Raw genomic sequence first — 12,114 nt, 5'->3', positions numbered from 1 at the left:
ACGGTCGCAGCCGGTTTTCCGTTGATCAAAACCGTGGTCGCCAGATCGCCGACCAACGCACCACCACACGCCGAGGCATCGCCTTGGCGGGCGGCCGCGAGGCCGTCGAAGAACACGTCGCCGGAACCGCGGCGATCGGGTTGGTACCGTGGCCAGGAAGTGGGCAAGCGGTGGGGTCGGATACGCGTGCTGCGGGTTTGCCAGACATCGGGAATCTCCTTAGGTGACCTTCACTTGACCGCTGCCATCCAGGCGCGCGGAAAAAACTGACCTGACGCTTGAAACCCTCGACTTCCAGCAGGCCTTCGATGCTGAAGGCCAGCCGTAGCTGGTCGTGGTCACGCGGCAGGGAAATGACACGCACGTTGCTCAGGCGCGGCTCGTAGGCTTCGATGAAGTTTTCGATGGCCAGACGGGCCTGACTCAGGGAGTCGTGCAGGCTCAGACGCATGTCATTGAGATCGGGCAACCCGTAGTCGGCCAGCGTTTGCACGCTGCCGGCCCGGGTGCTGAGCATTTTGGCCAGATGGGCAGCCACTGACGCCATGGCACAAGCCTCGAGGCTGTTGCCCTTGCGTAAGTTGCGCGTCGCCGTTGAGGCGCTCGAACAGGCTGCCGTATCCGTCCATGAGTCGCTCTTACTCTTTGTCCAGCTTGCCAACCAGCGACAGGGTGAAATCGGCACCCATGTACTTGAAGTGCGGACGCACGTTCAAGCTGACGCGGTACCAGCCCGGCTCGCCTTCAACGTCGCTGACGATCACTTGCGCAGCGCGCAGCGGACGACGGCCACGCACTTCGGCGCTCGGGTTTTCCTGGTCGGCCACGTACTGGCGGATCCACTTGTTCAGTTCCAGCTCAAGGTCGGTACGTTCTTTCCACGAACCGAGTTGCTCGCGCTGCAGCACTTTCAAGTAGTGAGCCAGGCGGTTGACGATCATCATGTACGGCAGCTGGGGTACCGAGCTTGTAGTTCAGCTCTGCCGCCTTGCCTTCTGCGCTGATGCCGAAGAACTTCGGCTTCTGCACCGAGCTGGCGGAGAAGAACGCCGCGTTGTCGGAGCCTTTGCGCATGGTCAGGGAGATGAAGCCTTCCTCGGCCAGTTCGTATTCACGACGGTCGGAGACCAGAACCTCGGTCGGGATCTTGGTTTCGATTTCGCCCATGCTTTCGAAATGTGCAGCGGCAGGTCTTCAACCGCGCCACCGCTCTGTGGGCCGATGATGTTCGGGCACCAGCGGAATTTGGCGAAGCTGTCGGTCAGCTTGGTGCCGAACGCGAACGCGGTGTTGCCCCACAGGTAGTGCTCGTGGCTGTTGGCAACGGTTTCCTTGTACACGAACGATTTGACCGGGTTTTCTTCCGGATCGTACGGGTTACGCAGCAGGAAACGCGGCACGGTCAGGCCAACGTAACGGGAGTCTTCGGAAGTACGGAAGCTCTGCCATTTGGCGAATTGCGGGCCTTCGAAGTGGTCTTTCAGATCTTTCAGATCCGGCAGGCCGGTGAAGCTTTCCAGACCGAAGAATTTCGGGCCGGCTGCGCGATGAACGGCGCGTGGGACATGCAGGAAACGCTGGCCACGTACTGCATCAGTTTCACGTCCGGCGAGCTTGGGGACATGAAGTAGTTGGCGATGATCGCGCCCACCGGCTGACCACCGAACTGGCCGTATTCAGCGGTATAGATGTGCTTGTACAGGCCCGACTGCATGACTTCCGGCGAATCTTCGAAATCGTCCAGCAAGTCTTCTTTGGAGACGTTGAGGATTTCGATCTTGATGTTTTCGCGGAAGTTGGTGCGGTCGACCAGCAACTGCAGGCCACGCCACGACGATTCCAGCGCCTGGAAATCCGGGTGGTGCAGGATTTCGTCCATCTGACGGCTGAGCTTGGCATCGATCTCGGCGATCATGCGGTCAACCATGGCTTTCTTGACCGGCTCACCGTTGTTCTGCGGCTTGAGCAGTTCTTCGATGAACGCCGACACGCCACGCTTGGCGATGTCGTAGGCTTCGTCGTCCGGGGTCAGACGGGTTTCGGCGATGATGCTGTCGAGAATGCTGTATTCGCCGCTTTCGGCGCTCTTCTCTTGTGCTGCGCTAGTGCTCATTGTGTTGGCTTCCTTGGCTGAAGTCTCAGGCGTCCGGGGCTGCGGCGTTCAGGCCCAGCTCACCGAGTACGCGACCGCGGGATTCGTCGTCGGCGAGCACGCCTTCGATCGCTTTACGGAACGCAGGTGCGTTACCCAGCGGCCTTTGAGGGCCACCAGCGCATCGCGCAGTTCCATCAGTTTTTTCAGCTCAGGCACTTGCTCGACCAGGCTGGCCGGGGTTGAAGTCCTTCATCGAATTGACGCGCAATTGCACAGCCAGCTCGTCGGCCTCGCCATCTTCCTGCAGACGGTTCGGCACGCTCAGCGTCAGACCCAGTTCTTGCTTGGCCAACACTTCGTCGAAGGTCATCTTGTCGATGCTGATCGGCTTGCGATCTTCGATTTTGCGATCGTCCTTGCGGTGGGTGTAGTCACCGATTGCCAGCAGCTTCAGCGGCAGTTCAATCTCTTCCTGAGCACCGCCGGTGGCGGGTTTGAAGGTGACGTTGATGCGTTCCTTGGGGGCTACCGAGCCTTCTTTGGCCATGGCTTTTCTCCTTGCGGTTGTGGCCCTGGGGCCTATTCGAGTACCACTTCGAGATCGAGGTGGCACAGCCTGCGATAAATCTCTTCCTTGCGTTCACGCACTGCATGGTTCTGCGGCAACAACTCGCAGCAACTGTGCAGCAGGTGCAGCACTTCCAATGCAAGATCGGGCTCCCAGGCGTGCAGGCCTGAGTCCTGTAATGTCTGATCGAGGGTTTCGAGCTGGTTCTTGGCCAGTTCGTATTTCTTGGCCATGAAGCACAGCCGCGCGAGGGCGAACTGCCAGAAGAACCGCTCGCGGCCACCGTGGGCCGACTGCAGCCCCTGTTTGAGGATTTGCACGGCAGGCTTGAGGCCTTCTTTGCGCAGCAGCGGCAGCACGTCCTGCAGGGCCTTTTCCCAGGCGGGCTGGGTTTCGATGTCATCGGTTTCGACCTTGCGCGGCGCGCTGGCGCTTTGCAGGTGCGGCATGACATTGCCGGCGATCCACGCCCGGGTGGACGGATCGGCAAACGGCGCGCCGTCATGGAAACGACATTCGATGATCCCGGGCAGGCGCTGAACCAAAAGCGCGAAGTGGATTTCCACTTCGCGCATTGCCATCTCGGCGTTGAGGTTCTGGAGACATTCCCAGACCATCCTCTGGCCATCGAACCAGAACGGCGCCTTCGCCAGGCTCGCCTCCAGCTCCACCAACAGGTCGGCGTATTTGCCTTGATCGAAGCGATCCTGATACTGCTTGAGTTTGTCCACCGGCAGACCGCGCAACACGGTGATCTGCTCGGCGTTGCGCTCGGGCACCGCGTCGATCGGCAGCCACAGCAAGGTGCGGTTCAGACGCAGGGCGCGCAGGTCGGTGGCCTTCTGCTTGAGCCACCAGGCACACAACGGACGCGCGCTTTCCTGCTGGGCGCGCAGTGCCTTGTAAGCGTCTTTTTCGTTGTCGATCGGTGCGCCGGGGGTCAGCAACTGGCTCGCGGCCTGCTTGACCTGCGCCACCGCCGCACCCACCACACCGGGGGCCGGCTGATTGTCGGCGGCACGCTGGATCATGGTTTTCAGGCGGCGCGAGAGCGGCAACAGCAGCGGCGCATCGTCGCCCAAATGTTCAGTGCACGCGGCATCGAGCCCGGCCAGATGCTCGGACAACTGCCGGAACATCGGCAGCTGTTCCTTGATCGCGATGTTTTCGGTGAGCACCTGCTCCAGGCGCGGCACCAGCCAGCCGATGGCGGCGGCACGGGTACGCGGCTTGAGCGGTGTGAACGTCGGCCCAGTGGTTTTCCGACAGATGGTGCAGCAGACCGAGGCCGGCCAGCAGCCCGGGGAAGGATTCGCGCTGGTACAGCGACCAGGTCAGCCAGGCGCCGACACGCAAATCCTTGGATTGGGTGCGCAGCAGGTTTTCGCTGTTTTCGCGGATTTTCTGCCAGTCGATCTGCCCGCTTTCGTGCATCGACGAGGCTTTGGCCAGCTCGCTTTCCAGCGCCTCGAATTCGCTCGAAAAACGAACGTCTTCGCCCGCGAAATTCTCTTTGGAAACAGAGACTTTTGCGAGTTCGAGGTAATGGGCGGAAAGTTTGCTTGAGTAGGACATCCATGGCCTTTATTCAGGATTACAGTCAGGCGCCTATTGGAGTTACCGCGGCGCGGGACAGTATCGAAGAGCGGTGAAGCGACTCATCCAATTGAGATGTGCTCTTTCAAGTGGGCGCATCGTAATCACTATGATGGCCACTAGCAAGCATCTGATTAAACAACAAGACGAAGTGTTCAGTGGGGTGTGTAAGAGATCGCCCTATATATGGCAGGGGAATCCCTGATGGCGAATTATATTGCGCGCATTTGCCTCGCCCCCTCAGAACCCTTGATCCAGAGCGGCCCAACCCGCTGTGTGCGAATCGCCTCGAACACCCGTCCCAATACACGGCGGCAAGCATGACAACTCTCGAAAAAAATAGAAGTAGGACTCTTCCGAAAATGCATTGGATTTTACAAACGATTTACCGACGACAACACTCAACAACAAAAGTGCCATCAATTTGATGGCAATTAATTTTTCTGAAACTTTATTCAGCTCGTGAATGCTGTACTTCAGTGCTAACTCAATAATTATCGAAGTGACTTCCCACAGACATTTCCTCCAATCCGCACAACACTTTCACGCCCGGAATACTCTGACAAATGTCAGAGATACTTCTTACATCAATTTATTTCCTGCGTCGCTAGCGTGTCTTGGCAAATTCTTTTCGCGTGGCGATCAGGGAGGATCGAACACCGCGCATCGACTCACTATGCCAAGGACAAGCGTATGTTCAGTACGGGCAGCTGCGCGCCTTTCTCCCTGCACATTCCCGGCGTTCGTCATGACTTCGAGGTGCTCGCATTTGATGGTGAAGAAGCCATCAGCCGCCTGTACGCGTTCCGGGTCGAGCTGGTCAGCGAACGTGCAGATATCGATCTGGAAAGCCTGCTCAGTCAGCCGGCTTTTCTGCAATTCGGGTTCAACAACGAAGGGATTCACGGGCGCATTGAAGATGTACGGGTGGGTGAAAGCGGAAAACGCCTGACCCTCTATGAGCTGACGCTGGTGCCTGCGTTGCATTATCTGCAGTTCAGTCATGACCAACGGATTTTTCAGCAGCGTACGGTGCCGCAGATCATCGCGCAGGTGCTCAAAAGGCATGGCATTCAAGGTGATGCTTTTACCTTTCATGTCGCCTCGAATCCGCCACGCGACTATTGCACTCAGTACGCGGAAAGCGACTTTGAGTTCATACAGCGCCTGTGCGCCGAGGACGGAATCGCTTGGCATCACCAGCATTCAGCGGATGGCCACCTGCTGGTGTTCACCGATGACCAGGTGTTTCTCCCCACGTTGGCTGCGATGCCGTATCTGCAGGAATCCGGCATGGTGGCCGAGCATCAGGTGGTCAGCCGATTCAGTGTGCGCAACAGTACGCGCACCAGCACCGTCACTCGTCGTGACTACGACCTGAAACGCCCGAGCCTGTTGCTTGAAGCCCGCTTCACTGCCGGCTTCACTCCAGCACTGGAGGACTACCGTTATCCGTTATTGATTGAAAACGACAGGCGCGGCAAGCAAGTTGCCCGGCAAGCGCTGGAGCGCCACCGTAGTGATTACGAACGGGGCGACGGCGAAAGCGATCAGACGAGTCTGCGTAGCGGCCACTTGTTTGAGCTGAACGGACACCCGCGCAAACAGTGCAACGATCTGTGGCTGCTGCTCAGCGTTACTCACGAAGGCCGCCAGCCGCAAGTGCTTGAGGAGACCGGCACCGGCAACGTCGAACCCGCCGATGGTTTTACCCAAGGCTACCGCAATCGCTTTAGCGTGATTCCTGGCGAGGTGGTATTCAGGCCTGCACTGCCGCCGCCACGCCGTCCGCTGGTGACTCAGACCGCACGGGTTACCGGCCCCGAAGGCGAAGAGATTTATTGCGATGAGTTCGGTCGCGTGAAGATCGAATTTCCCTGGGAACGCAAAGAACTCAACAGTGAGCGCAGCAGTTGTTGGGTACGCGTAGCGAGCAGTTGGGCCGGCGATCATTTTGGCGCAGTGACCATTCCGCGGGTTGGCATGGAAGTCGTGGTGTCCTTTTTGGAGGGCGACCCGGACAAACCACTGATCACCGGTTGTGTGTCCAACAGAGTTACCGCGCCACCCTACTCGTTACCCGATCACAAGACCCGAACTGTCTTGCGCAGCGAAAGCTCGCCGCGCAATGGCGGTTACAACGAACTGTCGATCGAGGATCGTGCCGGGCAAGAGCTCATCCATGTGCGCGCACAGCGCGACATGGCGCAAAAAATCGGCAACAGCTTTCAACTGGAAGTGGGCAACGAGCGCCGCGAAACCATCAATGGCAACAGTTACACCCGTGCCGGAAGGTCTCTCGACATCGAGGCCGGCCAGCAAGTGCTGCTCAAGGCTGGCGCCAGTGTGGTGCTGGATGCCGGCGCCAGCATCACGCTGAAGGCTGGCGGCCATCACCTCGTGATCGATAGCGGTGGCATTTTCAGCAGCACTGAAATCGAAACAGGCCATAAGCCGCAAGACAGTGAAGCGCCCCCTCTGCTGCTGCCTGGACTGGATGGCGCATTACCCGTTGCGCCAGCGGTACACGAACGTGCAGAGGCAGAGCTCGAGGAAGAGGAGGAAGAAGTCGACCTGGAGGATGAGACGCCGGGGGGAATAACTTTGCGTATCGGGGTGTTTTTCGATGGCACGGGGAACAACAAGGCCAACAGCGAGACGGTCGCAGCGTGTTACGCCCCGGACGCCAATCTTGCGGAGGCGGCTGCAGAGATCCAGCAGCACTGCGCCACCTACGGTTACGACGGTGATGGAAACTCGCCGGATAACAGTTATGGGAATGATGTGAGCAATATTGCGAGGTTGTATGAGCTTTACACCGACGACACTTACAAGCTTTTACCAGTGTCCGCAAAAAACGCATCGATCGCGGTTTACATAGAAGGCGTCGGCACCAAAAGCAATGACGCCGACTCTCTCTACTCACAAGCAACAGGTAGAGGTGAAACAGGCGTAGTCGCTCGTGTAGAGCAAAGTCCGACAGTTATCAGGCAACAAATACGGCAGCTGATTGAACGGAACCCAGCATTGGTAATTCAGCGAATCAAATTCGATATTTTCGGTTTCAGCCGAGGAGCCGCAGCAGCCAGACACTTTGCAAATGAAGTGCTTAAGGGTAATGAGGGGCTACTCGCCAAGTCGCTTTCCAGCGGCTTGGTTGAAGGCTTCAACTGGCGATTCAAGGTCGATACGGAGATCAACTTCATTGGGCTTTTTGACACCGTTGCAGCAATCGCCAACCCATGGCTGCTCGATTTTACCGGCGCCAACAGTAGAAACCCCGGCCTCGAATTGAAGCTGCCTGATGGTTGCGCCAACAAAATAGTCCATCTGGTTGCCCGTGATGAATATCGCGAGAACTTCGCACTCAACAGCCTGGGCGACATCGATCTGGTCTTGCCCGGCGCTCACTCGGATCTGGGCGGCGGCTATTTGCCTAAAGCCAAGGAAAAACTTCTGCTGAGCAACCCGCTCACCAGCACTATCAGCCGAGACAAGGACGCGACCCGCAGTGCAGCCTATGCTGCTGCCGAAAAAGAAACCTATGCCTGGTATGCAAAAGGCGTCATCGAAGAGGACACCACGGGCAGTCATTTACACGTTGCACTTTGGGAAAGAGCCGTGACTCAACCAACGGAAAAAGGCGGATACAGGCAGGATCCCCAGAAGCGGGTTTACGCGGCGGCCAGCATTGAGCGACCAGTACACGGGGAGCTGTCTCTGGTGTATCTGCGCATCATGCGTGAGCTGGCGGTCAGACATGGAGTCCCATTCGAGGAGATTGACGAAAATGAGCCAAGACTGTCCTTGCCGGCGGAATTGATCCCGATTCATGCCAAGCTTGAAGCTTATGCGCTTGGAAAATCATCTGTCGAAGGCCTGACCATCAAAGAAAGGGAATTGTTACGTAGGCGCTATATCCATCTTTCCGCTCACTGGAATGCAGCCAAGGGCTTGAACAGCAGCGACATGAACATCGTTTTCATCAACCGCCCGGCCAAGAGCAACCCACGAGTGGTGCACCCCCATGAATGACTTCACTCGACGTCTCGGCAAAACAATATGTTTCCTGCTTGGCACATTTTTGGCTGGCTGTGTACAAGATGTCTCCCATGCTGCAGAGAAGCAGCCTTGGTTCCTTGGCTTTGGAGCACCAGACTATATGGAGGTCTGGATAGAAACAGCCGACGTGGTGGATATCCGGGAGCGAGTGTTCCAGCGTGCCGGATCGGGTATTGCATCAGTACAGAATCCCGTGGAGCACAAGGGCAACCCCGCAGGTTGGCCAGAAAACCCTGGAAGCGGAAAAGGCAAGTATGTAACGGGTGCCGACCTGCCCCGCTTGGTCTACGTACGCTGGCAATCTCTGGCCGAACCTCAGACTTATGAAGCCTATATCGTCATCCCCGAATCAGCCCGGGAAATCATGCGCAAACCGGAAAAAGCGTTCTGCAACTTTGGCTCGGAGTGGGTTACTGAATCGCGTAAAAACCTGGTAATTGGGCTGGCACCCGGCGGCATTGCCAAAGTATGGCTCACTGGAACATGCCTCAAGGCAATCGAGATTGCCCGGATCGCAGGCACCGTGAATAAAAAGGGTCCATACCAAAGAAAAAATGAAGGCCGCTATGCGCTGCCTCTTGAGCCGGAGTCCAGGGCCTACGTGGAAAAATTTGGAATTCCTTATGGCTCTTGGTAAGGACAGCCCGGTGATCACGCCGAGAAGCTCGCCCCTTGGAATCAAGAAACTCACAAGCCTGTTTACAGGCCTTCTGCTGGCGGTTTGCACTCAAACCTCATGCTCAAGCGAAAGACAAACTGCCCTGGTTCCTTGGCTTTGGAGCACCGGACTACATGGAGGTCTGGATTGAAACTGCCGATGTGGTGGATATCCAAGAAAGAGTGTTCCGGCGGGCAGGATCAGGCATTGCTTCAGTACAGAGGCCTGACGATCAAAAAGGCAACCCCGCTGGCTGGCCGGACAACCCCGGCAGCGGCAAAGGCAAATATGTAACCGGCGCCGATTTACCTCGCCTGATCTACGTGCGATGGCAGTCACTGGCCGAACCCCAAACCTACGAGGCGTACATCGTAATTCCCGAATCTGCACGGGAAATCATGCGCAAACCCGAAAAAGCGTACTGCAGGTTTGGCTCAGAGTGGATCACCGAATCCCGTGACAATATGGGTATCGGTCTGGCCCCCGGCGGCATTGTAAAGGTTTGGCTAGGGGGAGCCTGTTTGAAGTCGGTCGAAATTGCCCGCGTACAAGGAACCATCAACCCCAAAGGCCCCTACGAAGGTAAATCCGGCGGTAAACATCGACCTCTTTCTGATGCCTCAAAAACCTACATCGAAAAATTCGGCATCCCCTTCGGGAGCTGGTAAGGAGCTTTACCTCATGGAATTGAAACCCCTGCTTTTCGCAGCACTGCTGTCGCTACCCATCTCTCAAGCCTCCGCAGATACCCCACCACTGGACGGTCATTACTATCTGACCGGCGCAATGGAAATGGGCGCCGAATTGCTGCTGCGCAAGGACGGCACGTTTGACGCAGGCGTGGCATATGGCAGCGCAGACGGCTTTGCCAAAGGCACCTGGCAGGTGCAGAACAACACCGTGACGCTGAAGAGCGAAACCAAACCGGCCTCGAACAGCGATTTGTCCGGCCTGTTTCAGGATCTGCAACTGGCAATCGAGCCGAACTGTCTGGCCGTGGATTTCGGCAACGGCAAGGCCTGTTTCCGACGTCAGTAAACCGATTTACAGCCACAAAAAATGGGCACCCGACCGCAATCGGTGTGCCCATTTTTTATTGCAGTTCTCCCCGCTTCTCAGGGAGTTCGCCGCAATTTAAGGATTGACGCTGTCTTTCAACGACTTGCCTGGCTTGAATGCAACAGTGTTGCTGGCCTTGATTTTCACCGGTTCACCGGGTTTGCGGGTTCTTGCCGGTGCGGGCGCCGCGGTGGCGTTGCAGGAAGGTGCCGAAGCCCACCAGCGTGACGCTGTCCTTGCGGTGCAGAGCGCCGGTGATTTCTTCGAGGACGGCGTTGAGAACGCGGTTGGCCTGTTCTTTGGTCAGATCCGCTTTTTCAGCGATTGCAGCGGCGAGTTCTGGTTTACGCATTAGTGAAGCCCCTTTGACGGTTTTTTGTTGTTATGTCCGTGCTGTTCTCGTTGGAACAGCGCCCAAGGCGCCGCAGGCTCTACTCTGCGGCAGACGGGAGTGAGAATGGCACGCGGATACCGGCGGCGCCAGTCTCCCCGCGACCTTTGTAGGGGCAAAAGCGGGGTGATTCCGACAGAACGACCGGTATTTACGCCAGCAGGGCCGGAAGCTGTTTGTTCAGAGCAAGTTTTTCCATCACTGCCGCGCCGGTCAGCGCGTAACCGAGCAACTGACCCTCGGCGCTGTGGCACAGGGCCTTGATGTCGGCGCCCTGCCCTTCGACGGTCCAGACGCCTTCGCTGCCCCGTGGCGGTGGCGAAACGACCAACGGGCATACCGGGGTTTTCACCGTGATCGGCATCGCGCCGTAGCTCACGGCCGTCGGATTGCCGGCCAGGGTTTGTGCCAGCGCACGCGCACAGCTCATGAGGGGCATCACGTACAACAGATTCAGCCCATCGACCTCGGCGCAGTCGCCCAGGGCGTAAATATTGGCGTGGGACGTTTTCAAATAACGGTCGACGACAACGCCGCGATTGACCTGCACCCCGGCAGCCGCCGCCAGATCGATGCGCGGACGCAGGCCGATGGCCGACACCACCACATCGCAGGCAATCACCTGACCGTCGGACAGATGCGCTTCCAGCCCGTCCGCGACTTTTTGCAGGCGGGTGAGCACCGGGCCAAGGTGAAAACGCGCGCCCAGGCTTTCCAGCCCGGCCTGCACGGCGGCCGCAGCGGCCGGGGTGCAGCAGCATTGGCATCACTTGCTCGCACGGCGCCACCAGTTGCACCTCGTAGCCGCCGAGGATCAGGTCGTTGGCGAATTCGCAGCCGATCAGGCCCGCTCCCAGCAGCAACACGCGGCGCTTGCCCGCAGCGGCGGCACGAAAGCGTGCGTAGTCTTCGAGATCGTTGATCGGGAATACCAGTTCGGCGCCGTCGCCTTCGATCGGCACCCGCACGGTTTCCGCGCCCCAGGCGAGGATCAGGTCGCGGTAGTACACCGCTTCTTCGCCGATCCACAGACGCTTGTGGCCGGCGTCGATGCCGCTGATGCGCGTGTGGGTGCGCACTTCGGCCTTCAATTGCTCGGCCATGGCGCCGGGTTCGGCCATGCTCAGGCCATCGGCGTCCTTGTTCTTGCCGAAACCGGTGGAGAGCATCGGTTTGGAGTAAGAGCGCCGTCGTCGGCGGTAATCAGCAGCAGCGGGGTTTCGCCATCGAGTTTGCGAAACTCCCGGGCCAGGTTGTAACCCGCGAGCCCGGTGCCGACGATTACGACAGGTGCGTTCATGCCTTACTCCTTGGTTTTTTCTCAGTTGATTTCGATCATTTCGAAGTCCGACTTGCCCACTCCGCAATCCGGGCACAGCCAGTCTTCCGGCACGTCCTGCCACAGGGTGCCTGGCGCGATGCCGTCATCCGGCCAACCTTCGGCTTCGTTGTAGATCAGGCCGCAGACGATGCATTGCCACTTTTTCATTCAGGTACTTCCTCAGGATTCAGGCTTTGGTCGGCGCGGACGGTCGATGGTGGGTTGCGCTGCCGTCCGGCTCAGGGCGTTTTGTACTGAGGGTGCCGGGCAGATGCAAGCCTGTTCGGCGCAACGGCGACCCGGATCCATCAAATTCGCAGCACGCCATGTTAAGCTCGCCGCCTCATTTGCGGCCAATAATGAC

5 protein-coding genes and 7 pseudogenes are annotated in these 12,114 nt (G+C 58.1%); 4 read left to right on the top strand and 8 right to left on the bottom strand.

Features of this window, described 5'->3' with window-relative positions:
- The 5 pseudogenes from AB1J88_RS01240 to tssA form a co-directional block, all read right to left on the bottom strand.
- A pseudogene (locus tag AB1J88_RS01240) lies at positions 1 to 208 on the bottom strand (PAAR domain-containing protein); the annotation flags it as partial.
- 11 nt (positions 209 to 219) lie between these two features.
- A pseudogene (tssE, locus tag AB1J88_RS01235) lies at positions 220 to 629 on the bottom strand (type VI secretion system baseplate subunit TssE).
- 9 nt (positions 630 to 638) lie between these two features.
- A pseudogene (gene tssC, locus AB1J88_RS01230) lies at positions 639 to 2,113 on the bottom strand (type VI secretion system contractile sheath large subunit).
- A gap of 25 nt (positions 2,114 to 2,138) precedes the next feature.
- Positions 2,139 to 2,642, bottom strand: a pseudogene (tssB, locus tag AB1J88_RS01225) (type VI secretion system contractile sheath small subunit).
- A 32-nt stretch (positions 2,643 to 2,674) separates the two neighbouring features.
- Positions 2,675 to 4,238, bottom strand: a pseudogene (gene tssA / locus AB1J88_RS01220) (type VI secretion system protein TssA).
- Between the two features lie 714 nt (positions 4,239 to 4,952).
- Between tssA and tssI the strand changes: the two are divergent.
- Genes tssI through AB1J88_RS01200 form a run of 4 tightly spaced genes read left to right on the top strand, consistent with a single transcriptional unit; the run spans position 4,953 to position 10,017 of the window.
- Positions 4,953 to 8,294: a type VI secretion system tip protein TssI/VgrG gene (gene tssI, locus AB1J88_RS01215; protein WP_430290003.1), complete on the top strand. Its 3,342-nt coding sequence runs from the start codon at positions 4,953 to 4,955 to the stop codon at positions 8,292 to 8,294.
- Entirely contained in the window at positions 8,287 to 8,958 is a 672-nt protein-coding gene (locus AB1J88_RS01210) for a DUF2931 family protein (RefSeq protein ID WP_430290002.1), read from the top strand. The genes tssI and AB1J88_RS01210 overlap by 8 nt, the downstream gene beginning before the upstream one ends.
- Positions 8,959 to 8,993: 35 nt before the next feature.
- On the top strand, positions 8,994 to 9,647 hold the full coding sequence (locus AB1J88_RS01205; protein ID WP_430290001.1) for a DUF2931 family protein: 654 nt from the start codon (positions 8,994 to 8,996) through the stop codon (positions 9,645 to 9,647).
- A gap of 13 nt (positions 9,648 to 9,660) precedes the next feature.
- Positions 9,661 to 10,017 (top strand): hypothetical protein, encoded by a 357-nt coding sequence (locus AB1J88_RS01200; RefSeq protein ID WP_430290000.1) that lies wholly within the window; start codon positions 9,661 to 9,663, stop codon positions 10,015 to 10,017.
- 96 nt (positions 10,018 to 10,113) lie between these two features.
- Here the strand turns inward: AB1J88_RS01200 and AB1J88_RS01195 are convergent.
- From AB1J88_RS01195 to AB1J88_RS01185, 3 genes and pseudogenes are all read right to left on the bottom strand, one after another.
- Positions 10,114 to 10,390, bottom strand: a pseudogene (locus AB1J88_RS01195) (HU family DNA-binding protein).
- Positions 10,391 to 10,580: 190 nt separating this feature from the next.
- Positions 10,581 to 11,729: pseudogene (locus AB1J88_RS01190) on the bottom strand (NAD(P)/FAD-dependent oxidoreductase).
- 21 nt (positions 11,730 to 11,750) lie between these two features.
- The gene (locus AB1J88_RS01185) at positions 11,751 to 11,918 is read right to left on the bottom strand and encodes a rubredoxin (RefSeq protein ID WP_086792472.1); all 168 of its coding nucleotides are present in this window, start codon (positions 11,916 to 11,918) and stop codon (positions 11,751 to 11,753) included.
- Positions 11,919 to 12,114 lie beyond the last annotated feature (196 nt).

This window comes from Pseudomonas sp. S8 (genome assembly GCF_050473925.1).
Classification (GTDB): Bacteria; Pseudomonadota; Gammaproteobacteria; order Pseudomonadales; family Pseudomonadaceae; genus Aquipseudomonas; species Aquipseudomonas parakoreensis.
The sequence above is the reverse complement of the archived record's forward strand: the minus strand, read 5'-3'. Positions and strand labels throughout refer to the sequence as shown.

Coding starts and splice junctions, on each gene's coding strand:
- AB1J88_RS01210 (WP_430290002.1), top strand. CDS start 8,287: ATGAATGACTTCACTCGACGTCTCGGCAAAACAATATGTTTCCTGCTT.
- AB1J88_RS01200 (WP_430290000.1), top strand. CDS start 9,661: ATGGAATTGAAACCCCTGCTTTTCGCAGCACTGCTGTCGCTACCCATC.
- AB1J88_RS01185 (WP_086792472.1), bottom strand. CDS start 11,918: ATGAAAAAGTGGCAATGCATCGTCTGCGGCCTGATCTACAACGAAGCC.
- tssI (WP_430290003.1), top strand. CDS start 4,953: ATGTTCAGTACGGGCAGCTGCGCGCCTTTCTCCCTGCACATTCCCGGC.